Raw genomic sequence first — 23,483 nt, forward strand, 5'->3', positions numbered from 1 at the left:
GGAGGTGACCAGGTCCCGCAGGGGGTGGCGGGCCAGGACCGCGTCCACCCGGGGCGTCAACGCCGCCGCCAGCCGGGACGCGGGCGGCCGGCTCTCGTCCCGCAGGGCGTCGACGGCGGCCAGCAGCTCGCGCCGGTCCCCGCTGCCGGGGACGTCGGCGGCGGCCCGCTCGTACAGCCGGGCGCCCTCCTCCAGGACCAGGTCCGTGTCCATCCCCGCCGGGATCTTGATCCGCGCGGTGTGCCGCCAGGTGGTGACCGGATCGCCCCACGCCTCCACGGTGTACGACCACAGCCCGGGTGCGCCCGCGGTCACCTCCGCGCCCCAGCGGTCGGTGCCGGGTGCCAGCTCCCGCATCGGTGTCCAGGGGCCCGGCCGGCCCCGTGGATCCCTCAGGACGACATTGGCGGCGACCGCGTCGTGTCCCTCGCGGAACACGGTGGCGGAGATCTGGAACGTCTCGCCGGTGACGGCCTTGGCCGGTCTGCGTCCCCGTTGGACGACCGGGCGGACGTCCAGGACGGGGATGCGCCCGACGACGGTGGTGCGCTCCGCGGGGACTGCTGACGAGTGGTGCGTGGCGGGCATGACCGCTCCTGTCCGCGTCAACTGGGTGGGCGGATGACTCTGGGGAGGTGGGTCCTGCGTGGTGCGTGCGGGGTGTACCGCAGGAGCCTTCCCACACCCTTCCGGTGGGCAATCCGGCACTTTGTTAACTACTCGCGCGTATGTCGACAACGCGACACACGCGTCGACCTGACCGTCGCTTTCCCGGATGCCGCTGGCGCAATCAGCGTTCGTCGCGACATGTGCAGCTTTCCGTCCGGGCCGAACTGCCACAAGAAGGCCGACGGGGAAAGATCCGGCCATATCGACACGCCGTGCGCGTCAGATCTGTCCGGCGCATCAGGGCGAAGGCCCCAGCGAGGGACACATCGCGCGGTAACGTCGTCCGGGTGAAGGCGATCCGTCGACTGACCGTCCGTCCCGTTCTCCCCGACCCCCTCCGGCCGCTCAGTGATCTGGCCCGCAATCTGCGCTGGTCCTGGCACCCGGAGACGCGCGACCTGTTCCAGTCCGTCGACCCCGAGTGCTGGACCGCGTCCGGCCGTGACCCGGTACGGCTGCTCGGCACCGTGCCGCCCGCGCGCCTCGCGGAGCTGGCCGACGACCGGCGCTTCCTGCGCCGGCTGACCGCGGTGGCCGACGACCTCGACCACTACATGACCGGCGACCGCTGGTACCAGGCCCAGCCGGGCCGACTCCCGGCCGCCGTGGCCTACTTCTCGCCCGAGTTCGGCATCACCGCCGCGCTGCCCCAGTACTCCGGCGGCCTCGGCATCCTGGCCGGCGACCACCTCAAGGCGGCCAGCGACCTGGGGGTGCCGCTCGTCGGCGTGGGTCTGCTCTACCGCCACGGCTACTTCCGGCAGTCCCTCTCCCGGGACGGCTGGCAGCAGGAGCACTACCCCGTCCTCGACCCCCACGAACTGCCCCTGGTCCCGCTCAAGGAGAGCGACGGCACCCCCGCGCACGTCGCCCTGGCGCTGCCCGGCGGCCGGGAGCTGCGGGCCCGGATCTGGCTGGCCCAGGTCGGCCGGGTGCCGCTGCTGCTCCTCGACTCGGACGTCGAGGAGAACGAGGGCGGCGAACGCGGCGTCACCGACCGGCTCTACGGCGGCGGCAGCGAGCACCGGCTGCTCCAGGAGATGCTGCTCGGCATAGGAGGTGTCCGGGCGGTGCGCACCTACTGCCGGCTCACCGGCCACGCCGCGCCGGAGGTGTTCCACACCAACGAGGGCCACGCCGGCTTCCTCGGCCTGGAACGCATCGCCGAACTGTGCGACGAGGGCCTGGAGTTCGGTGCCGCCCTGGAGGCGGTGCGGGCCGGCACGGTGTTCACCACCCACACCCCGGTCCCGGCCGGAATCGACCGTTTCGACCGGGAGCTGGTCGCCCGCCACTTCGGCCCCGACGCCGAACTCCCGCGCATCGACGTCGATCGCGTCCTCAGGCTCGGCATGGAGACCTACCCCGGCGGCGAGCCCAACCTCTTCAACATGGCCGTGATGGGCCTGCGCCTGGCCCAGCGCGCCAACGGCGTCTCCCTGCTGCACGGCGGGGTCAGCCGGGGGATGTTCGCCGGACTGTGGCCCGGCTTCGACGCCGACGAGGTGCCGATCACCTCCGTCACCAACGGCGTGCACGCGCCGACCTGGGTGGCCCCCGAGGTGTTCCGGCTCGGTGCCCGGCAGATCGGCGCGCAGCGGGCCGAGGACGCGCTGGCCGTCGGCGGCTCGGACCGCTGGGACTCGGTCGCCGACATCCCCGACCAGGACATCTGGGAGCTGCGCCGCACCCTGCGCGCCCAGCTCGTGGAGGAGGTGCGCGAGCGGCTGCGCGCTTCCTGGCGGCAGCGGGGTGCCGGGACGGCCGAGCTGGGCTGGATCGACGACGTCCTCGACCCGGACGTGCTCACCATCGGCTTCGCGCGGCGCGTCCCGTCGTACAAGCGGCTCACGCTGATGCTGCGCGACCGGGACCGGCTGATGGACCTGCTGCTGCATCCCGAGCGGCCGATCCAGATCGTCGTCGCGGGCAAGGCGCACCCGGCGGACGACGGCGGCAAGCGCCTGGTGCAGGAGCTGGTGCGGTTCGCGGACGACCCGCGGGTGCGGCACCGCATCGTGTTCCTGCCGGACTACGGCATGGCGATGGCGCAGAAGCTCTACCCCGGCTGCGACATCTGGCTGAACAACCCGCTGCGGCCGCTGGAGGCCTGCGGCACCTCCGGCATGAAGGCGGCGCTCAACGGCTGCCTCAACCTGTCGGTCCTCGACGGCTGGTGGGACGAGTGGTACCAGCCCGACTTCGGCTGGGCGATCCCCACCGCCGACGGCGCCGGCACCGACCCCGACCGGCGCGACGCCATAGAGGCCAACGCCCTCTACGACCTGCTGGAGCAGCGGATCACCCCGCGCTTCTACGAGCGGGGCGCGAGCGGGCTGCCCGACCGGTGGCTGGAGATGGTGCGCAGGACCCTCAGCCTGCTCGGCCCGAAGGTGCTGGCCGGCCGCATGGTCCGCGAGTACGTCGAGCGGCTCTACGCCCCGGCCGCCGAGGCCCACCGCGCGATGGACCCGGACTCCGCGCGCGGGCTCGCCGAGTGGAAGGCGCGGGTGCGGGCGGCCTGGTCCGGGGTGAGCGTCGACCACGTGGAGACGTCCGCCGCCACCGCGAGCGCCGAACTCGGCGCCACCCTCGGGCTGCGGGTCCGGGTGAGACTCGGCGACCTCGCGCCGGAGGACGTGGAGGTGCAGGCGGTCTCCGGCCGGGTCGACTCCGAGGACCGGATCACCGACGCGGCGAAGGTGCCGCTGAAGCCGGTCGGCGGCCCCGATCTGGAGGGCCGCTGGGTGTACGAGGGCCCGCTCGCCCTGGACCGCACCGGACCCTTCGGCTACACGGTCCGGGTCCTGCCCGCGCACCGGCTGCTGGCCTCCGGCGTGGAGACCGGTCTCGTCGCGGTGCCCTCCGGCGACCTGGTGGAGGCGGCGGGTCTGCTGATGCGGTGAGCACCGCGGCGGCCGGGCGGTGGCCGACGGGGTGGGCTCAGTCCTCCTCGTCGCCGCCGCTCAGCCGCCGCAGGACGGTGCCGCACCGGCGGGCGTAGGCGTGCTGGAAGGCGCGGGCGGCCGGTCCGCCGGCCTTGGCGTACCACTTGGCGGGGCGGCTGAAGGCGGACACGGTGAGCCACACGGTGCCGTCACCCGTGCGGTCCACCACGAAGGCCTCCTCGCCGGACTCGGGGTGGCCGGGCAGGGTGCCGTAGGCCCAGCCGGCCCGGCGCGGCTCCTCCAGGGTCCACACCACCCGGCAGGGCGCCTTGATCATGCCGGCGAGGGTGACGGTGACATCGACGCCGGGCGCGGCACGCTCCGCGCTCGCGTCGATGCCGACGCCCATCTCCCGGTGCATCTCCCAGGTGAGCACGGCCTCGACCGCCCGCCGGAACACCGGTTCGCCCTCCCCGAGGCGGGTGCGTACGTGCATGGGGCGGAAGCCGGGCGGGCAGGCGCCCTGCTCGCGGGTGGCGCCGACGTCGTCGTACGTGAAGGACATGGGCACCAAGAGTAGGGCGGCACCCGGGAACCGCTGGTTCCGGGTGCCGCCCGCCGTGTTGGTGCCGCTGTCGCTCCGGGTCAGTTCACGTTGATCGCGGTCCAGGCCGCGCCCACCGTCTTGTACTCGGTGCTGTCGGCGCCGTACAGGTCGGACGCCGCGCTCAGGGTCGCCGCGCGGGCGTCGGCGTAGTCGGTCGTCGAGGTCATGTACGCGGTCAGCGCCTTGTACCAGATCTGCAGCGCCTTGGCGCGGCCGATGCCGGTGACGGTGGAGCCGTCCGAGGTGGGGGAGTCGTAGGCCACCCCGTCCACCGTCCGCGCCCCGCTGCCCTCGGCGAGCAGGAAGAAGAAGTGGTTGGCCGGGCCCGAGGAGTAGTGGACGTCGACGCCGCCGAGGCCGGAGGACCAGTAGTCCTTGGACGCGCCGTCCTTGCTGGGCTTGTCCATGTAGCGCAGCGGGGTGCCGTCGCCGTTGATGTCGATCCGCTCGCCGATGAGGTAGTCGCCCTTGTCGGCGGAGCTGTTCGCGAAGTACTCCACGCCGGTGCCGAAGATGTCGGACGTCGCCTCGTTGAGGCCGCCGGACTCGCCGCTGTACTCGAGGCCGGCGGTGTTGGAGGTGACGCCGTGGCTCATCTCGTGGCCGGCCACGTCCAGCGAGGTCAGCGGGTTGGTGTTGCCCGTGCCGTCGCCGTAGGTCATGCAGAAGCAGCTGTCCGACCAGAAGGCGTTGACGTAGTTGCTGCCGTAGTGGACGCGGGAGTAGGCGGCCTTGCCGTCGTTCTTGATGCCGCTGCGGCCGAAACTCTCCTTGTAGAAGTCCCAGGTGACCTGGGCGCCGTAGGCGGCGTCGACGGCGGCGGTCTGGTCCTGGGGGTCGCTGGAGGCGGCGCCGGTGCCCCAGGTGTCGTCGGCGTCGGTGAACAGGGTGCCGGTGCCGGAGGTCTTGCGGGCCAGGTTGTACGTCTTGTGGCCGCCCCGCCCGGCGTCGTTGAGCTGGTACGACGAACCCGACTTGGTGGTGCCGAGTTCGACCGTGCCCGAGTAGAGGCTCTTGCCGGAGCCGGTCTCGATGCCCTGGTACTCGTACAGCTCGGCGCCGGTGGCGGCGTCGGTGATCACGTGCAGTTCGCTCGGGGTGCCGTCGTCCTGGAGGCCGCCGACCACGGTCTCGTAGGCGAGGACGGGCTTGCCCTCGGCGGCCCAGATCACCTTGCGGGGCGCGGAGTCGGCCGCGGTCTTCGACGACCCGGCGTCCGCGGCGGCGGACAGCGCCTGCTGCTCGGCCTTGGCCGCCTTCACCTTCGGGGTGACGGTGGCGACCTTGACGGCGGCCTTGGTCGCCTTGGTGACGCCTCTGGTGGCGCCGGACTCCGACGTGTGCACGACGAGGTCGCCGCCGAGGACGGGCAGGCCGTCGTAGGTGCGCTCGTAGCGGGTGTGCACGGTGCCGTCGCGGTCCTTGACCACGTCCTTGACGACCAGCTTCTCCTTGGCGCCGAGACCTATCTCCCGGGCGGTGCCGGCCGCGCCGGCCTGCTGCTCCTGGACGAGCGCGCTGCGGGCGGTGCCGGACAGCAGCACGGGGGCGCCCGGGAGGGCCGACGGCGCGGTGCTGTCGGCGGCGGCGTTGCCCGCGGTCAGGCCGGTGGTGAGCATCGCTCCGGCGGCGACCGCGGTGGCGAGGGCCAGGGTGGTGCGCTTGTGGCGCGCGAAGACGGAAGACACACAAGCTCCTTCGGTGGGGGGATCCGGACGGCGTGGGGTGTCCGGCCGGTTACTGCGAAGTGGTGCTGTGGGTGACGGAAGACTGACACCGAAGGCGCGTACATGTCAGGAGGGCGTGATGATGTTGGCCGAAAATCGTCGGCAGGGTGGGTGGTGCGGGAATGTGAAGGCCGTGTGACCTCGGTCAAGCGACAACAAGGCGGCGGTAAGTGCTGGGCAAAAAGGGGCGGGTGGGGGCGGACATGGAGAGGGCGCCGCCCCGGAGGAATCGAACCTCCGGAGCGGCGCCCCGACTTGGGATGGTGCACCCGTGGGCCGGTCCGCCTACGGGAAGGTGAGCCGCCAGGCGTCGATGTAGCCGGTGTCCGCCGGGCCCTGGTCCTGGACGCGCAGCTTCCAGGTGCCGTTGGCCGTCTCGGAGGAGGCGTTGACCGTGTAGGTCTCGTGCACGTCCGCCGCCGGGTCGTTGCCGCTGTTCTTCAGGCGGTACGTCGAACCGTCCGGCGCGACCAGGTCGATCTGCAGGTCACCGCGCCAGGTGTGCACGATGTCCACGCCCACCTTGAGGTTGCTCGGCGCCTTGCCGGTGCGGCCGGAGACCGTGAGGGACGAGGTCACCGCGGACCCGTAGTCGGGGATGTTCACGTTCGTGGTGCTCTCGAACGTGGTGCCGTCACCGGGGTCGCCGCCACCGGGCCGGGAGCCGACGTTGATGCCCGCCCACGCGTTCGCCACCGCGGTGTACTCGGCGCTGCTCGTGCCGTACAGCTCACCGGCCGCCGCGAGGGTGCCGGTGCGGGCGCCCGCGTAGTTGGTGGTCGAGGTGAACTTGGTGGTCAGCGCGCGGAACCAGATCTTCTCCGCCTTGGCGCGGCCGATGCCGGTGACCGGGAGGCCGTCCGAGGTGGGCGAGTTGTAGGTGACACCGTTGATGGTCTTGGTGCCGCTGCCCTCGCTCAGCAGGTAGAAGAAGTGGTTGGCCGGGCCCGACGAGTAGTGGACGTCCACCCCGCCGATCCCCGAGTACCAGGAGTCCTTGGACGCGCCGTCCTTGCTGGGCTTGTCCATGTAGCGCAACGGGGTGCCGTCGCCGTTGATGTCGATCTCCTCGCCGATGAGGTAGTCACCGACGTCCGAGGAGTTGTTGGCGTAGAACTCGACCGACGTGCCGAAGATGTCGGACGTGGCCTCGTTCAGCCCGCCGGACTCGCCGCTGTAGTTGAGTCCCGCGGTGTTGGACGTGACGCCGTGGGTCATCTCGTGCCCGGCCACGTCGATGGCGGTGAGCGGGTTGGTGTTGCCCGACCCGTCGCCGTACGTCATGCAGAAGCAGTCGTCCGACCAGAAGGCGTTGACGTAGTTGTTGCCGTAGTGGACCCGGGAGTACGCGCCCACGCCGTCACCGCGGATGCCGGACCGGCCGTGCACGTTCTTGTAGTAGTCCCAGGTCAGCGCCGCCCCGTAATGGGCGTCGGCGGCGGCGGTCTCCGCGTTGGACGCGGTTCCGTTGCCCCACACGTCGTCGGACCCCGTGAAGAGCGTCCCGGTGCCGGAGGTGCCGCGGTTGAGGTTGTACGTCTTGTGGTTGCCGCGCGCCGTGTCGGTCAGCGTGTACGACGACCCCGACTGCGCGGTGCCCAGCGTCACCGTGCCGCTGTACATCGTGTTGCCGGTGCCGTTCTCGATGGCCTGGTACTCGTACAGCTTGGCGCCCGTGGCGGCGTCCGTGATCACGTGCAGCTCGTTCGGGGTGCCGTCCTCCTGGAGGCCGCCCACGACCGTCTCGTACGCGAGGACCGGAGTGCCGTTCGCCGCCCAGATCACCTTGCGCGGGGCGCGGTCGGCGTCCGGCTGCTCGGCTCCGGCGGCCTTCGCGGCCGACACCGCCTGCGACTCGGCCTTCGCGGCGGAGATCTTCGGCGTCACGGTGGCCGGCTTGATCGCCTTGGCCGTGGCCTTCACGACCTGCTCCGTCTTCCCCGCCTCACTGGCCACCACGAGGTCGCCGCCGAGGACGGGCAGACCGTCGTAGGTGCGCTCGTAGCGGGTGTGCAGGGTGCCGTCGCGGTCCTTGAGCACGTCCCGGACGACCAGCTTCTCCTGGGCGCCCAGGCCCAGGTCGTCGGCGGTCTCCGCCTTGGTGGCGTTGGCGTCGCGGATCAGCTCGGCGCGCTGGGACGGGCTGAGTACGACCAGCTCGTTGCCCTTCGCGGGTGACGGGTCGGGGGCCGCGGTGGCGGTGCCGGACTGGACCGCCGTGGCGATCAGCGCCGCGACACCGGCCAGCGCGACGGCCGCGGCACGCCGGTGCGTGACATGGCGGGAGGAGGCGGAAGCGGTGGTGTGGGAGGTGCGTCTGTGGGGAGTGCTGCTGCTCAACACTGACTCCTTCTGCGTGGCCGCGGGTCACGCGGCCAGGGGAGACCGGCCGGCGGGTGGCCGACCGGGCGGAACTGTGCGGTACGCAGAAACCACGTGCTACGAGCCGGCCGCTGCACAGCACTCGTGGGGAAGCTGTGGGGGCACTGTGGAGGGCCGACGGAAGAGTGGCAGGAGAAAGCGCTACTTGTCAGGGGCGCGTCAGCAAGTTGGCTGGAATTGGTCCGTTGACCGGGAGTTCACGTTCGATAAACGGAATCTTTGCTTGCCGGTGCTCTCGGCGGGCTACTGACTGCCCGCTCAGTCAGTAGCCCGGTCGACCGGCGCCCCGTGCCAGGAACCCCACAGGGCCGCGTACGCCCCGCCCGCCGCCACCAGTGCTTCGTGCGTGCCCAGCTCGGTCAGCAGGCCGTCCTCCATCACTGCCACCCGGTCGGCGTCGTGCGCGGTGTGCAGGCGGTGCGCGATGGCGATGACCGTACGGCCCTTCAGTACGGCGGCCAGCGCCTGCTCCGTGTGCCGGGCCGTCGTCGGGTCCAGCAGGGCCGTGGCCTCGTCCAGGATCAGGGTGTGCGGGTCGGCCAGCACCACCCGGGCCAGGGCGAGCTGCTGGGCCTGCGAGCCGTCCGTGGAGTGCCCCTTCGCACCCAGCTCGGCGCCGAGGCCCCCGGGCAGCTCCCGCACCCACCCCTCGGCGCCCACCGCGGCGAGCGCCGCCCACAACTCCTCGTCCGTGGCCCCCGGTTCGGCGATCAGCAGATTGTCGCGGACCGTCCCCAGGAACACATGGTGCTCCTGGGTGACCAGCACCACCTGGCGGCGCAGCCGCTCCGGACCCAGGGCGACCACGGGCACCCCGCCCACCGTCACCGAGCCCCGTGTCGGCGCGTCGACGCCCGCCAGCAGCCGGCTCAGCGTGGTCTTGCCGGCCCCCGAAGGACCGACGACCGCCAGCCGCTCGCCCGGCCGCACGGTCAGGTCCACCCCGCGCAGCACCTCCCCGCCCCGCTCGTAGGCGTACCGCACACCGGACACGTCGATGCGGTCGTCCGCGGGCACCGCCGACTCGTCGGCCGCCGCCCGCGGGGCCCGCGCCAGCCCCTCCACCCGGGCGAAGGAGGCGCTGCCGGCCTGCAGTTGCTCGACCCGCATCAGCACCTCGTCCAGCGGTCCGGCCAGCTGCTGGAGGTACACGGCACAGGACACCACCGTCCCCAGGCTCGCCGCCCCGTGGGCGTGCAGGACCCCGCCGAGGAGCAGCACGCCCGCCACGGGAAGCACGTAGGAGATGTCCACCGCCGGGAAGAACACACTGCGCAGGAACAGTGTCCGGAACCGGGTGCGCCGCGAGACCTCCAGCGCCTCGTGGTTCGACGTCACGCGCCGCTCCGCCAGCCCGAACGCCTCGACCGTGCGGGCCCCCGCCACCGTGGCCGCCAGGCTCTCCGCGACCTCCGAGCCGGCCGCGCCCTCGGCGAGGTAGGCCGCCCGCGCCCGGCGCAGGTACCAGCGCAGCGCCAGCCAGGCCGGCGTCAGCCCGAGCATCCCGACCAGACCGAGCAGCGGGTCCAGCACGCACACCGCGGCCATGAGGAACAGCGCCTGCACCGCGTTGACCAGCAGCTCGGGACCGGCGTCGCGCAGTGTCGTGCCGACGGTGGTCACGTCGGCGGTGCCGCGCGTCGTCAGGTCCCCGGTCCCCGCCCGCTCCACCACGGACGCGGGCAGCGCGAGCGCCCGCTCCACGTACCGCTCCCGCACCCGCGCGAGCGTCCGTTCCCCGAACCGGTGCCCCACGTACCGCGCCCAGCGGGCCAGCAGCAACTGCGCCAGCGAGCACAGCAGGATGGCGAGGGCCATCCGGTCCACGGCGGCCACCCCGCCCCCGCCGCGCACCTCGTCGACGATCCGCCCCAGCAGCCAAGGACCCGCGAGACCGGCCAGCGCGGCCAGCCCGTTGAGACCCAGGACGACCGCGAAGGACCTCCGGTCGGCCCGCACGAGGCCGGCCGCCGCGCGGCGGACGTCGGTGCGCTCGGCGACGGGCAACTGCGTCATCGGGCCGGTTCCCCTTCTTCGGCGTCCTCGTCGTCCCGCGCGACCAGGGCGCGGTACCCCGGTTCGGTGTCCAGGAGTTCGCGGTGTGTGCCGGTGGCGGCGACCTTGCCGTCGACCAGGTGGTGTACGACGTCCGCGCGGTCGAGGAGGAGCGGTGAGGTGGCGGCCAGCACGGTGGTGCGGCCCCGGCGGGCGTGTGTGAGGCGGTCGGCCACGGTGGCCTCCGTGTGGGCGTCCAGGGCGGAGGTGGGCTCGGCGGCGAGGAGGATCTCGGGGTCGGTCAGGAGGGCCCTTGCGAGGCGGATGCGTTGGCGTTGCCCGCCGGACAGGTCACGGCCTTGCGCCGCGACCCGGGTTCTCAGGCCGTCCGGGAGGGCGCGGACGATGTCTTCGGCGGCGGCGGTGTGGAGGGCTGCGGTGAGGTGCGCCTTCTCGTCTGCCCCGAGCTGTTGTCGTGCGTCCGCGGGCGCGTTGGGGCCGGCAGCGCCCACGCGGCGGAGCCGCGCATCGACACTGCCCGCGCCCCCGAGGTCAGTGTCCGGAGCGCCTACTACCTCGCTCAGGGAGCCTGCGAAGAGGTCGGCTTCCGGGTGCGCGACCAGGATGCGCGCCCGTACCTGTGTCAGCGGGATGTCGGTCAGGGGGATGTCACCCCAGGTCGCGTCCGACGGGGTGTAGCGGCCCAGGCGGTCCAGGATGTCGCTGGCGTCGGACGGGCGGGAGGTGACCAGGGCGGTCAGGCGGCCGGGGGTGATCCGTACGCCCGAGGCGGGGTCGTAGAGCACCGAGGGTTCCGCCGGGGCGTTCCGGGTGCCCGTGTCCGGCTCCGGTTCCAGGCGCAGGAAGGCGACGACACGGCGGGCGGCCACCACGCCGCGGCTGAGCTGGTGGCCCATCTCGATGAGGAACGCCACCGGCCAGCCCAGCGCGACGACATAGCCGTACACCGACACCAGCTCGCCCACGCTGATGTGCCCCTGCGCCGCCAGCCGGGCGCCCAGCCAGGTCACCAGGGCCAGGAACAGCACCGGCAGCCCCACCCCGAGGGCCTGGATCCAGCTGGTCACCGCGCCGACCCGGTAGCCCTGCTCGCGCAGCAGGCCCGAGTCCCGGCGGAAGGCGTCCGCGACCAGGCCCTTGCCGCCCAGCCCGTTCAGCACCCGCAGTCCGCCCGCGAGGTCGCCGATCCGCGCGGTCAGCACGGACTGCCGCTCGCGGTACTCGGCCTCCCGGCCCTGCAACCGTCCCATGAGCGGGCCGAGCAGCACCCCGAGCACCGGCACCCCGAGCAGCACCACCAGCGCGAGCCGGGGCGACACGGACAGCATCAGCCCGCCGACCGCCGCGTAGGCGACGACCGCGCCGACGCCCGGCCCCACGGCCGTCAGGGACGTGCTGATGGTCTGCACGTCGCCCACCCCGATGGTGACGACCTCACCGGCCCCCACCTGCCCGCGCAGCGCCGCCCCGAGCCGGGTGGCGTGCCCGACGACCACCTTCACCGTGCGGAAGTTGGCGTCCATGCGCACCTTCGTCATCGTGCGGTGCCGCAACATACCCAGCCAGGCGTTGACCCCGCCCACGGCCACCATGGCGCCCGTCCAGCCCGTCAGCGCGCCCAGGTCGCCGGGCGCCAGGCCGTGGTCGACCGCCCGGGCCATCAGGTACGGCGTCGCCGCCAGCAGCACCATCCAGGCGCTGGCGAGGACCGCCCCCGCCAGACACCGGGGCCACTGCCGCCGGACCAGCCAGGCCAGGTACCGCCAGCCGCCCCGGTGGTCCGGTGTGCCGGGGTCCTCGTACGCGTCGATCCTCACGCCAGACTGTCCCGCCACGCCCGGTGCAGATCCGCGAACCGGCCCGTACCGGCGATCAGTTCGTCCGGGGTGCCGTCCTCGACGATCCGGCCGTGCTCCATCACCAGCACCCGGTCGGCGATCTCCACGGTGGACAGCCGGTGCGCGATGACGACCGCCGTACGGCCCTTCAGCACCGTCGTCATCGCCCGCTGCACCGCCCGCTCGCCGGGGATGTCCAGCGAACTGGTCGCCTCGTCCAGGATCAGCACCGCCGGGTCCGCGAGCAGGGCCCGCGCGAACGCCACGAGCTGCCGCTGACCGGCGGAGATACGGCCGCCCCGCTTGCGTACGTCGGTGTCGTAGCCGTCCGGCAGCGCGGCGATGAAGTCATGGGCGCCGATCGCCTTCGCCGCCCGCTCGATCTCCTCCCGCGTCGCCTCCGGACGGCCGATGGCGATGTTGTCGGCGACCGTGCCGGAGAACAGGAACGCCTCCTGCGTCACCATCACCACCCCGCGCCGCAGTTCGGGCACGGCCAGGTCGCGCAGGTCGGTGCCGTCCAGCAGGACCCGCCCGGCGGAGGGGTCGTAGAACCGGGCGAGCAGCTTGGCCAGCGTCGACTTGCCCGCGCCGGTCGAGCCCACGACGGCCACCGTCTGCCCGGCCGGGAGCGTCAGTTCGAAGCGCGGCAGCACCTCGCCGCCGGTGCGGTAGCCGAAGCTCACCGCGTCGAAGACGACCTCGCGGCCGGGGTGCTCCGACTCCAGCGGCGGCAGCTCCTTCGGCGCGGTCGGCTCGGGCACCGACGGCGTCTGGGCCAGCAGTCCGGCGATCTTCTCCAGCGAGGCCGCCGCCGACTGGTACGAGTTCAGGAACATGCCCAGCCGGTCGATCGGGTCGTACAGCCGGCGCAGGTACAGCACCGCCGCCGCCAGCACACCGAGCGCCAGCGTGCCGTCCGCGACCCGGTAGGCGCCCCACAGCACGATGCCCGCGACGGCCGTGTTGGCGATCAGGCGGGAGCCGACCACGTAACGGGCCATCTCCAGCAGCGCGTTGCCGTTGGTCCGCTCGTGCCGGCGGTTCAGCACCGCGAAGTCGGCGTCGTTGGCGGCCTCCCGGCGGAAGGCGCGCACCGGCCGGATGCCGTTCATCGTCTCCACGAACTTCACGATCACCGCCGCGATCGCCGTGGACCGCTGCCGGTACACCCGCCCCGCGCGCCGCTGGTAGAGCCGCACCAGCGCGTACAGCGGCACGAACGACGCCACCGCCACGGCGCCCAGACCCCAGTCCAGCCAGAGCAGCAGCGCGGCGATGTAGACGAAGGACAGGATGACCGTCACCAGCTCCTGCAACCCCTCGTCGAGCAGCTCGCGCAGGGACTCCACGTCCGTGGTGGAACGGGAGATCAGACGGCCCGAGGTGTAGCGCTCGTGGAAGTCGACGCTCAGCGCCTGCGCGTGCCGGAAGATGCGGCCGCGCAGGTCGAGCAGCACGTCCTGGCTGACCCGGGCCGCGGCGGCGATGAAGGCGTACTGGAGTCCGCCCGCCGTCAGCGAGCACAGCAGATAGCCGGCGCCCACCGCGACCAGCGGACCGTGGTCGTCGTCCCGCAGGGCCGGCACGGCGTGGTCGATGGCGTACGCCACCAGCAGCGGGCCCGCCTGCACGGCTGCCTGCTGGAGCAGCAGAAGGAGGACGGTGAGGGCGACCCGGGCCCTCATGGGCGCCAGCAGGGAGCGCAACAGGGCACCGGTCGCGCCCGGCGGGCTGGGCAGGACGTCCTGGTCGAAGCCGCCGTCGGCGGCGTGGTCCGCCGCCTCGGCCGGATCCCCGTGCCGCGGGTCCTGCGGCTGCTCCTTCTTCGGCGCGGTGGCCGTGGGCGCGGTCATCGGCCGTCCCCTCCCTGGGATCCCTCGTCGTTCTCGTGCCCGTCGAGCCCGGACATCAGATGGGCGTACTCGGCGCTGGTGCGCAGCAGTTCGTGATGGGTGCCGACGGCGGTGATACGGCCCCCGGAGAGCAGCGCGACGCGGTCGGCGAGCAGGACGGTGGAGGGGCGGTGGGCCACGATCAGCGCGGTGGTGTCCGCGAGGACCTGCCGCAGGGCGGCCTCCACCGCGGCCTCCGTGTGCACGTCCAGCGCGGACAGCGGGTCGTCCAGGACCAGGAACCTCGGTCTGCCCACCACCGCCCGCGCGAGCGCGAGGCGCTGGCGCTGGCCGCCGGAGAGGCTGAGGCCCTGCTCGCCGACCTGGGTGCCGGTGCCCTGGGGGAGCGCGTGCGCGAAGTCGGCCTGGGCGACGGCGAGTGCACGCCCCAGCTCCGCGTCGCCGGCGCCCTCGGCGGCCCCCATCAGCACGTTCTGGCCGACGGTGGCCGAGAAGAGGGTCGGCTCCTCGAAGGCCACGGCGACCATCGAGCGCAGTTCCTCGCGGGACAGGGCGGTGATGTCCTCCCCGTCCAGCGTGATCCGGCCCTCGGTCACCTCGTGCAGGCGCGGCACGAGCGCGGTCAGCGTCGTCTTCCCACTGCCGGTGGCACCGACCAGGGCCATGGACTCGCCGGAGCGGATGTGCAGGTCGACGTCCGTCAGGAGCGGCGTGGAGTCGGGGGCGGCGTCGGGGTAACGGAACCGCACGTGCTCGAACCGCAGGCCGTCGGCCCCCGCCGCCGCGGGCAGTCGGGCCGCTGGGGCGGCACGGGTGGGCGCGGCGGCACCCCGCGACGCCGGGCCGCGCTCTCCACCCCCCGGCACCGACGAAGGCGCACCAGCACCCCCCGGCGACTCGACCTCCGCGTCCATCACCTCGAAATACCGGTCCGTGGCGGTCGCCGCCTCCTGGCTCATCGCCAGCAGGAAGCCGATGGACTCCACCGGCCACCGCAGCGCCAGCGCCGTCGACAGGAACGCCACCAGCGTCCCCGCCGACAGCGCCCCGTCCGCCACCTGCACCGCCCCGACCACCAGTGCCGCCCCGATCGCCACCTCGGGCAGCGTCACGATGACCGCCCAGATGGCCGCCAGCAGCCGCGCCTTGCGCAGCTCCGTGCCCCGCAGTGTGTGCGACAGCTCGTGGAAGGCACGGGCCTGGCTGCGGTGCCGTCCGAACCCCTTGATGATGCGGATGCCGAGCACGCTCTCCTCGACCACGGTCGTCAGGTCCCCGACCTGGTCCTGCGCGCGCCGCGCCACCGCCGAGTACTTCTTCTCGAAGATCCCGCAGGTGATCATCACCGGGATGGCGGGGACGAGGATGACCAGCCCCAGCGTCCAGTCCTGGACCAGCATGATGCCCACGCCGACCAGAATCGTCACGCCGTTGACCAGCAGGAACGTCAGCGGGAAGGCGAGGAACATGCGGAGCAGCATCAGATCCGTCGTCCCGCGCGAGAGCAACTGCCCCGAGGCCCAGCGGTCGTGGAAGGCCACCGGCAGACGCTGCAGGTGCCGGTACAGATCCGCGCGCATGCCCGCCTCGACCCCCGCCAGCGGCCGGGCCACCAGCCACCGCCGCAACCCGAACAGCAGCGCCTCCGCCAGCCCGAGGAGCAGCAGATACAGCGCCCCGAGCCACACGCCCGCCGGATCGCGGTCGGCGACCGGGCCGTCCACCATCCACTTCAGGACGAGCGGGATCACCAGCCCCACGCAGGAGGCGAGGATCGCTGTCACCGCGGCCGTCCCCAACCGCACGCGCACCGGCCGTACATAGGGCCACAGCCGCAGCAGGGCACGTACGGTGGAACGCTTCTCCTCGACGTCCGGAGCGGGGTCCGGAGCGGCGTCCGGAGCGGCGTCGGGGGCGAGATCCGTGGCGGGGGCAGGTTTCGTGGGCATCAGGAGCGAGCCTACGGTTCACCACTGACACTGCCCACCGAGTTTCGGGGGCCCACCGGGGTCGTACGGGCGCATCGACCGATCGGCTGATGCGCCTTCGAGCGCGTCGGCCGATGTGCCGGACGCCCGCCCGGCGGGACGCTGGTGCCATGCCCGTCATCGAAGTCACCGACCTGCGCAAGTCCTACGGCGGCCGCCCCGTCGTCGACGGTGTGTCCTTCGCCGTCGAGGAGGGTGAGATCTTCGGCGTCCTCGGCCCCAACGGCGCCGGCAAGACCACCACCGTCGAGTGCGTCGAGGGACTGCGCGTCCCCGACGCCGGCCGGGTCCGGGTCACCGGGCTCGACCCCGTCGCCGAGCACCGGCGGGTCGCCGAGGTCCTCGGCGCCCAGCTCCAGCAGAGCGAACTCCAGCCCAAGCTCACCGTCCGCGAGGCCCTGGAGCTGTACGCGGCCTTCTACCCGAAGCCGGCCGACTGGCGCCCGCTCGCCGAACGGCTCGATCTCGCCCCGATGCTGGACACCCGGTTCGGCAAGCTCTCCGGCGGTCAGAAGCAGCGCCTGTTCATCGCGCTCGCGCTGGTCGGCGACCCCCGCGTCGTCGTCCTGGACGAGCTGACCACCGGCCTCGACCCGCGCGCCCGCCGGGAGACCTGGCAGCTGATCGAGGACATCCGCGCGGGCGGGGTCACCGTCCTGCTGGTCACCCATTTCATGGAGGAGGCCCAGCGGCTGTGCGACCGGATCGCGGTGATCGACCGGGGCCGCGTCGCCGCGCTGGACACCCCGGCCGGACTGATCCGGCGCTCGGCGGGCGCCACCGTCATCAGCTTCACCCCGTCCGCGCCGCTGGACGAGGCGGACCTGCGCGCACTGCCCGAACTCGCCTCCGCCGAGTTCAAGGACGGCCGCGTCACCCTGTCCGGCACGGACGAGACGGTCAACGCCGTCATCACCCTGCTCGCCCGCACCCGCGTCACCGCCCACCAGCTCCGGGTCACCGACACCACGCTGGACGACGCCTTCCTGGACCTGACGGAGGCCACCGCATGACCACCGACGTCTTCGACACCGCCGTACTGAGGACCGAGCTGCGGCTGTTCCGCCGGGAACCCGGCGCCCTGTTCTGGATGCTGGTGTTCCCGACCCTGCTGCTGGCGATCCTCGGGTCCATCCCGTCCTTCCGCGAGGCCGACCCCTCCTTCGGCGGACTGCGCCCGGTCGACGCCTACGTGCCGGTGGCGGTCCTGCTCGGCCTGACCGTCGGCGGCCTTCAGGGCATGCCGCAGGTGCTCACCGGCTACCGCGAGCGGGGCATCCTGCGCCGGATGTCCGCCACGCCGGTGCGCCCGGCGGCGCTGCTGTCCGCGCAGATGGTGGTGTGCGGCGCGGCCGCCCTGGTCTCGGCGCTGCTCGCGCTCGCGGCCGGGCGGCTCGCCTTCGACGTGGGCCTGCCCGAGCAGCCCCTCGGCTACCTCCTGGCACTGCTCCTTGCCGTGCTCGCCGCGCTCTCGCTGGGCGCCGTGCTCTCCGCGCTCTCCCGCACCACGAAGATCGCCGGTGCGATCGGGTCGGCCGCGCTCTTCCCGGCGATGTTCTGCGCGGGCGTGTGGCTGCCGGTGCAGGCCATGCCGGACCTGCTGGCCCGGATCGTCGGCTGGACCCCGTTCGGCGCGGCCGCGCAGGCCCTCAACGAGGCGGCGGCGGGCGACTGGCCGGGCTGGTCCCACCTGGCGGTGCTGGTGGGCTGGACGGTGCTGCTCACGGCGGCGGCCGCACGCTGGTTCCGCTGGGAGTGACCGGGGGTGACCGGGAGCGAACGGGAGGGGCGGCGGCGTGTCCGACAATGACGCCATGACGCAGACGACGGCGGTCGACGAGCGGTGGGCGGCGTTCCACCGCTGGGGCCCGTACGCGCTGCTGGCCGTCGGGACCCTGGTCGCCTGGTCGGCCGCCGACGCCATCGGCATGACGACCGGCGAACGCCGGGCGAGCGGCGCACTGATCGGCGCGGCCGTCGCGCTGCAGCTGTGCTGGAACCGGGCGGCGCGCACCCGCCCCGGACCGTCCCCGGCCGGCACCTGCTACTACGCCGTCCGCTGGGCCATCGGCTTCGCCCTCACCTGGCTGAACCCGCTGTTCGCCTTCTACGCGGTCGTCGGCTACTTCGGCGCCCAGTACCTGCTGCCCCGCAGGCTGTGCCGGGCCGGACTGTTCGCCACCGCCGTCACCCTCGCGGGCTCGCAGTCCGGCGGGCTGCCGCCGAACGGGGTCATGGGCTGGGTGCTCTTCGGCGCGATCCTCACCGTCAACAGCATGCTGGTGGCCCTCTTCGCGCACTTCGCCGCGCTGGAGGAGGCCCGCAGCCGCGCCCGCGTCGAGACCATCGCCGAACTGGAGCGCACCAACAACGCCCTGCAGCAGGCGCTCGACGAGAACGCCGCCCTCCACGCACAGCTCCTCGTCCAGGCGCGGGAGGCGGGGGTCGCCGACGAGCGCAGGCGGCTGGCCGCCGAGATCCACGACACCCTCGCCCAGGGCCTGACCGGCATCATCGCCCAGCTCCAGGTCGTGGCGGCCGCCCCGGACCCCGCGCTCGGCCGGGAACACCTGGACCGGGCCGTCGCCCTGGCCCGGCATAGCCTCGGCGAGGCCCGCCGCTCCGTGCACAACCTCTCGCCGGTCGCGCTGGCCGAGGACGGACTGCCGGACGCGCTGAAGAAGACGGTGACGGAGTGGGGCGCACGCACCGGCGTCCAGGCCCGGTTCACCGTCACCGGCACCGCCGAGCACCTCCACGACGAGGTCGCCGCCACGCTCCTGCGCATCGCCCAGGAGGCCCTGTCCAACACGGCCCGGCACGCCGCCGCCGACCGGGTCGGCGTCACCCTCTCCTACATGGGCGACGAGGTCACCCTCGACGTCCGCGACGACGGCCGGGGCTTCGACCCGCTGACCGCGCGGGAGCGCACCCCCGGTGGCGGCTTCGGCCTCGACGGCATGCGGGCCCGCGCCGAGCGCATCGCCGGTTCGCTCACCGTGGAGGCGGAACCGGGGCACGGCACGGCCGTCTCCGCTCGCGTACCGTTGGTCCGCCATGACCGATGACGCCCCGCCCCACGACACCGCGACCGCCCACGCCGCGATCTCCCTCCTCATCGTCGACGACCACCCCGTGGTCCGCGACGGCCTGCGCGGCATGTTCGAGTCCGCGCCCGGCTTCCGTGTCCTCGGCGAGGCGGCGGGCGGCACGGAGGCGCTGGAACACGCGGCGGTGCTCGACCCCGACGTGATCCTCATGGACCTGCGGATGCCGGGCGGTTCGGGCGTGGACGCCATCCGGGAGCTGGCCCGGCGCGGCGCCCGCGCGAGGGTGCTCGTGCTCACCACGTACGACACCGACTCCGACACCCTGCCCGCGATCGAGGCCGGAGCGACCGGTTACCTCCTCAAGGACGCGCCCCGCGACGAGCTGTTCACCGCGGTCCGCGCGGCGGCCCAGGGGCGTACGGTCCTCTCCCCGGCGGTCGCCTCCCGGCTGGTCTCCGCCGTCCGCGCCCCTAAGGCCCCCGGCGGCGAGCCCCTCTCCGCCCGCGAGCGCGAGGTGCTCGCCCTGGTGGCGCGCGGCACCTCCAACAAGGAGATCGCCCGGGAGCTGTTCATCAGCGAGGCGACCGTGAAGACCCACCTCACCCACCTGTACGCCAAGCTCGGCGTGAACGACCGCGCTGCGGCCGTCGCGACGGCGTACGACCGGGGCATCCTCGGCTGACCGGACCGCGCCGCTCCCCCGGGGAAGGCCCTCACCCTGCCCGCAGCAGCAGCACCGTCCGCCCCGGCACCGTGATCTCCGCGCCCGCCGGATGCACGGTGCCCGGCGCCTCGCCCTGCTCCTCCCGGCCGGTGTCGACGACCACCTCGTACCGCTCCGCCCACGGGGCGCCCGGCAGGACGAGGCCGGCCGGCTCCTCGCCCGCGTGCAGGACGGCCAGGAAGCTGTCGTCGGTGATCGGGTCGCCGTGCTCATCCCGGCCCGGGATGTCCCGCCCGGACAGGTACATGCCGAGGGTGGCGGCGGGGGCGTACCAGTCCCGCTCCGTCATCTCCGTGCCGCCCGCGGTGAACCAGGCCAGGTCGCGCAGGCCGTCCGCGGAGTGCGCGCGGCCGGAGAAGAAGGCCCGGCGGCGCAGCACCGGGTGCCGGTGGCGCAGGGCGATCAGCCGCGAGACCAGCGCGAACAGGGGGCGCCACTCCGGGTCGTCCAGCAGGCTCCAGTCCACCCAGCCGGTCTCGTTGTCCTGGCAGTAGGCGTTGTTGCTCCCGCGCTGGGTGCGGCCCATCTCGTCGCCCGCGACCAGCATCGGCACCCCGGTCGACAGCAGCAGCGTGGTCAGCAGGTTGCGCAGCTGGCGGCGGCGCAGCGCACGCACCTCCGCGTCGTCCGTCTCGCCCTCCGCGCCGCAGTTCCAGGACCGGTTGTCGTCGGTGCCGTCCCGGTTGCCCTCACCGTTGGCCTCGTTGTGCTTGCGCTCGTACGACACGAGGTCCCGCAGCGTGAAACCGTCGTGCGCGGTGACGAAGTTGACCGAGGCGTACGGCCGCCGGCCGCCCCACGCGTACAGGTCGCTGGAGCCCGACAGGCGGTACCCCATCTCCCGCACGTCCGGCAGCGCGTGCCGCCAGAAGTCCCGCACCGCGTTGCGGTAGCGGTCGTTCCACTCCGTCCACAGCGGCGGGAAGGCCCCCACCTGGTAGCCGCCCGAGCCGACGTCCCACGGCTCGGCGATCAGCTTCACCCGGCGCAGCACCGGGTCCTGCGCGATCACCGCGAGGAACGGGGAGAGCATGTCGACGTCGTGCATCGAGCGGGCCAGCGCCGCCGCCAGGTCGAAGCGGAAGCCGTCCACGCCCATCTCGGTGACCCAGTAGCGCAGCGAGTCGGTGATCAGGCGCAGCACGTGCGGCTGGACGACGTGCAGGGTGTTGCCGCAGCCGGTGTAGTCGGCGTACCGGCGGGCGTCGGGCTGGAGGCGGTAGTAGCCGCGGTTGTCGATGCCCTTCAGCGAGAGCGTCGGGCCCAGCTCGCCCGCCTCCGCCGTGTGGTTGTAGACCACGTCCAGGATCACCTCGATGCCGGCCGCGTGCAGCGCGCGCACCATCCGCTTGAACTCGCCGACCTGCTCACCGGTGGTGCCGGAGGCGGCGTAGGCGGCGTGCGGGGCGAAGTAGCCGACCGAGTTGTAGCCCCAGTAGTTCTTCAGGCCGCGGTCCAGCAGGTGGCTCTCGTGCGCGAACTGGTGCACCGGCAGCAGCTCCACCGCCGTCACGCCCAGCCGCGTCAGGTGCTCGATCGCCGCGGGGTGCGCGAGGCCCGCGTACGTGCCGCGCTCCTCGGGCGGGATGCCGGGGTGGAGCTTGGTGAAACCGCGCACGTGCAGCTCGTAGATGACCGAGTCCGCCCACGGCGTCTTGGGCCTGCGGTCGTCCGACCAGTCGTCGTCGTCGTGCACCACGACGCCCTTGGGGACGTACGGCGCCGAGTCCCGGTCGTCGCGCACGGTGTCCGCCACCCGCTGCTCGGGCCAGTCCCGCACATGGCCGTACACCTCGGGCGGCAGGCCGAAGTCGCCGTCCACGGCGCGGGCGTACGGGTCGAGGAGCAGCTTCGCCGGGTTCCAGCGGGCGCCGGTCCACGGGTCCCAGCGGCCGTGCACCCGGTAGCCGTAGCGCTGCCCGGGCCGCACGCCCGGCACGAAGCCGTGCCAGATCTCGTGGGTCAGCTCGGTCAGCCGCACCCGGCTCTCCCTGGCACCGGGGCCCGGCCCGTCGAACAGGCACAGCTCCACGGCCTCCGCCCCGCCCGCCCACAGGGCGAAGTTGGTCCCCGCCACCTGGTCGGGCCCGGTCCGGAACCGGGCGCCCAGCGGCACCGGGGTGCCCGGCCGGGCCGGCACGGCGGGCGGCGGCACGGCGCGCCGCGCGCCATTGACCACGACGGCGGGGTGGCCGTCCGCGGCGGCCCGCTTCCCGGGCACCGCCTCCTGCTCGGCTGCGCTGGACACCTGTCAGCCTCCCACGGCTCGTGGAACGACGTCCGGCAGGAGGGCGTGCGGCGTCCCGGCCGCTGCTCCCCGTCGCGTCGTCCTCCCCACAGTTCTGCCCACCGGGTGGCTCGCACTCACGTTTCCCCAGGGCCGACCGGTCGTTACGGGTGGATGTGAGGAACGTACACGGGCGCGCACGGCGCGCGGGCGCCGCTCTGGCCGCCCTACTGACATGGGCAGGACTGCTGGCCGGGGCCGCCGGATGCACCTCGGACGGCGGCGGCGCCGGGTCCGGGATCGGCTCGGGCATCGGCGAGATGTTCGGCAAACAACCCGCCGCCGAGGACGTCATCCGCGTCACCCCGGACGACGGGAGCAAGGCCGTGCGGCCGGAGAAGAAGCTGTCGGTGCGGGTGCCCGACGGGCGCCTGGAGTCGGTGAAGGTCGTCCGGTCGCAGGACGCGCAGGAGACCCCGGTGCCCGGCCGGATCTCCGAGGACGGCCTCAGCTGGCGGCCCGACGACGACCGGCTCGCCCTCGCCGCCAAGTACACGGTCGACGCCGTCGCCCTGGACGGCGGCGGACACCGCTCGGCCCGGCACACCACGTTCACCACCGAGGTCCCCGAGGAACGCTTCATCGCCTACGTCGCCCCCGAGAACCGCTCGGTCGTCGGCACCGGCATGATCGTCTCCCTGGAGTTCAACCGGGAGATCACCGACCGCGCCGCCGTCGAACGCGCCGTCACGGTCACCGCGAAACCCGCCACCGAGGTCCGCCCCCACTGGTTCGGCAAGGACCGCCTCGACTTCCGCCCCAAGGAGTACTGGAAGCCCGGCACCGAGGTCACCGTCGACCTGGACCTGCGGGACGTCGAGGGCGCCAAGGGCGTCTACGGGCTCCAGCACAAGGAGGTCTCCTTCACCGTCGGCCGCAGCCAGGTCTCCCGGGTCGACGCGGTCGAGCGGACCATGGAGGTGCGCCGGGACGGCACCCTGCTGGCCACCGTGCCGATCACCGCGGGAGCCCCGACGACGCCCACCTACAACGGCCGGATGGTGATCACCGAGATGCTGGAGGTCACCCGCATGAACAGCCGCACGGTCGGCTTCGGCGGCGAGTACGACATCCCCGACGTCCCGCACGCCATCCGCCTGACCAGCTCGGGCACCTTCCTGCACGGCAACTACTGGGCGCCCGCCGACACCTTCGGCCGGGCCAACGTCAGCCACGGCTGCGTCGGGCTGCGCGACGACAGGGGCGGCGGTTCCGACACCCCGGCGGGCTGGTTCTTCGACCGCAGCCTCATCGGCGACGTCGTCGAGGTCGTCCACAGCAAGGACACAACCGTGGCCCCCGACAACGGGCTGGGTGGCTGGAACATGAAGTGGAAGCAGTGGAAGGCGGGCAGCGCGGTGAACTGACACCGGCCGCGCCGCGCGGCACCCTCCCGCAACTCGGTACGGAACAGTGACAATTGCCCTGTCCCTCGACCCCCTGGCCTGCGG

15 protein-coding genes are annotated in these 23,483 nt (G+C 73.2%); 6 read left to right on the forward strand and 9 right to left on the reverse strand.

The window, feature by feature from the left end:
* The coding region (locus BZZ08_RS18130; RefSeq protein WP_133169210.1) for a maltotransferase domain-containing protein at positions 1-588 on the reverse strand (588 nt) is incomplete at its 3' end.
* A gap of 368 nt (positions 589-956) precedes the next feature.
* Here BZZ08_RS18130 and BZZ08_RS18135 point away from each other — a divergent pair.
* Positions 957-3,575 (forward strand): glycosyltransferase family 1 protein, encoded by a 2,619-nt coding sequence (locus tag BZZ08_RS18135; protein WP_104633293.1) that lies wholly within the window; start codon positions 957-959, stop codon positions 3,573-3,575.
* Between the two features lie 37 nt (positions 3,576-3,612).
* On the opposite strand, the gene BZZ08_RS18140 is transcribed toward BZZ08_RS18135, so the two are convergent.
* From BZZ08_RS18140 to BZZ08_RS18170, 7 genes are all read right to left on the reverse strand, one after another.
* On the reverse strand, positions 3,613-4,122 hold the full coding sequence (locus tag BZZ08_RS18140; RefSeq protein ID WP_007444697.1) for a DUF1990 family protein: 510 nt from the start codon (positions 4,120-4,122) through the stop codon (positions 3,613-3,615).
* Between the two features lie 80 nt (positions 4,123-4,202).
* Positions 4,203-5,852 (reverse strand): M4 family metallopeptidase, encoded by a 1,650-nt coding sequence (locus BZZ08_RS18145; protein WP_104633294.1) that lies wholly within the window; start codon positions 5,850-5,852, stop codon positions 4,203-4,205.
* Positions 5,853-6,176: 324 nt separating this feature from the next.
* Positions 6,177-8,231 (reverse strand): M4 family metallopeptidase, encoded by a 2,055-nt coding sequence (locus BZZ08_RS18150; protein WP_198601553.1) that lies wholly within the window; start codon positions 8,229-8,231, stop codon positions 6,177-6,179.
* Between the two features lie 300 nt (positions 8,232-8,531).
* A complete protein-coding gene (locus tag BZZ08_RS18155; protein WP_104633296.1) occupies positions 8,532-10,289 on the reverse strand; it encodes an ABC transporter ATP-binding protein in 1,758 nt (585 codons plus the stop codon).
* Entirely contained in the window at positions 10,286-12,106 is a 1,821-nt protein-coding gene (locus tag BZZ08_RS18160) for an ABC transporter transmembrane domain-containing protein (RefSeq protein WP_104633297.1), read from the reverse strand. Before BZZ08_RS18160 ends, BZZ08_RS18155 begins: the two co-directional genes overlap by 4 nt.
* Positions 12,103-13,983 carry an ABC transporter ATP-binding protein gene (locus tag BZZ08_RS18165; protein ID WP_104633298.1) on the reverse strand — a complete coding sequence of 627 codons (1,881 nt, stop codon included), beginning with the start codon at positions 13,981-13,983 and terminating at the stop codon, positions 12,103-12,105. Before BZZ08_RS18165 ends, BZZ08_RS18160 begins: the two co-directional genes overlap by 4 nt.
* On the reverse strand, positions 13,980-15,932 hold the full coding sequence (locus BZZ08_RS18170) for an ABC transporter ATP-binding protein (protein ID WP_104633299.1): 1,953 nt from the start codon (positions 15,930-15,932) through the stop codon (positions 13,980-13,982). Before BZZ08_RS18170 ends, BZZ08_RS18165 begins: the two co-directional genes overlap by 4 nt.
* Positions 15,933-16,081: 149 nt before the next feature.
* Here BZZ08_RS18170 and BZZ08_RS18175 point away from each other — a divergent pair, with 149 nt between their 5' ends.
* The 4 genes from BZZ08_RS18175 to BZZ08_RS18190 are packed head-to-tail and all read left to right on the forward strand — an operon-like array spanning position 16,082 to position 19,703.
* A complete protein-coding gene (locus BZZ08_RS18175; RefSeq protein WP_198601554.1) occupies positions 16,082-16,984 on the forward strand; it encodes an ABC transporter ATP-binding protein in 903 nt (300 codons plus the stop codon).
* Positions 16,981-17,730, forward strand: coding sequence for an ABC transporter permease (locus tag BZZ08_RS18180; protein ID WP_104633301.1), 750 nt, complete (start codon positions 16,981-16,983; stop codon positions 17,728-17,730). Before BZZ08_RS18175 ends, BZZ08_RS18180 begins: the two co-directional genes overlap by 4 nt.
* A 55-nt stretch (positions 17,731-17,785) precedes the next feature.
* Positions 17,786-19,039 (forward strand): sensor histidine kinase, encoded by a 1,254-nt coding sequence (locus BZZ08_RS18185; RefSeq protein WP_198601555.1) that lies wholly within the window; start codon positions 17,786-17,788, stop codon positions 19,037-19,039.
* Positions 19,029-19,703, forward strand: a complete 675-nt coding sequence (locus tag BZZ08_RS18190) for a response regulator (protein WP_104633303.1) — start codon at positions 19,029-19,031, stop codon at positions 19,701-19,703. Before BZZ08_RS18185 ends, BZZ08_RS18190 begins: the two co-directional genes overlap by 11 nt.
* Before the next feature lie 31 nt (positions 19,704-19,734).
* Here the strand turns inward: BZZ08_RS18190 and glgX are convergent, their stop codons facing one another.
* Positions 19,735-21,993, reverse strand: a complete 2,259-nt coding sequence (gene glgX, locus BZZ08_RS18195; RefSeq protein ID WP_104633304.1) for a glycogen debranching protein GlgX — start codon at positions 21,991-21,993, stop codon at positions 19,735-19,737.
* A gap of 155 nt (positions 21,994-22,148) precedes the next feature.
* On the opposite strand from glgX, the gene BZZ08_RS18200 reads away from it, so the two are divergent.
* Positions 22,149-23,399, forward strand: a complete 1,251-nt coding sequence (locus BZZ08_RS18200) for a L,D-transpeptidase (protein WP_104633305.1) — start codon at positions 22,149-22,151, stop codon at positions 23,397-23,399.
* The last annotated feature ends 84 nt before the right edge of the window (positions 23,400-23,483 follow it).

It is taken from the genome of Streptomyces sp. MH60 (genome assembly GCF_002939385.1).
Classification (GTDB): domain Bacteria; phylum Actinomycetota; class Actinomycetes; order Streptomycetales; family Streptomycetaceae; genus Streptomyces.

Bases quoted from the DNA above. Each gene is read 5' to 3' on its own strand.
- BZZ08_RS18140 (WP_007444697.1), bottom strand. From the start codon at position 4,122: ATGTCCTTCACGTACGACGACGTCGGCGCCACCCGCGAGCAGGGCGCC.
- BZZ08_RS18155 (WP_104633296.1), bottom strand. From the start codon at position 10,289: ATGACGCAGTTGCCCGTCGCCGAGCGCACCGACGTCCGCCGCGCGGCG.
- BZZ08_RS18165 (WP_104633298.1), bottom strand. From the start codon at position 13,983: ATGACCGCGCCCACGGCCACCGCGCCGAAGAAGGAGCAGCCGCAGGAC.
- BZZ08_RS18170 (WP_104633299.1), bottom strand. From the start codon at position 15,932: ATGCCCACGAAACCTGCCCCCGCCACGGATCTCGCCCCCGACGCCGCT.
- BZZ08_RS18175 (WP_198601554.1), top strand. From the start codon at position 16,082: ATGCCCGTCATCGAAGTCACCGACCTGCGCAAGTCCTACGGCGGCCGC.
- BZZ08_RS18180 (WP_104633301.1), top strand. From the start codon at position 16,981: ATGACCACCGACGTCTTCGACACCGCCGTACTGAGGACCGAGCTGCGG.
- BZZ08_RS18185 (WP_198601555.1), top strand. From the start codon at position 17,786: ATGACGCAGACGACGGCGGTCGACGAGCGGTGGGCGGCGTTCCACCGC.
- BZZ08_RS18190 (WP_104633303.1), top strand. From the start codon at position 19,029: ATGACCGATGACGCCCCGCCCCACGACACCGCGACCGCCCACGCCGCG.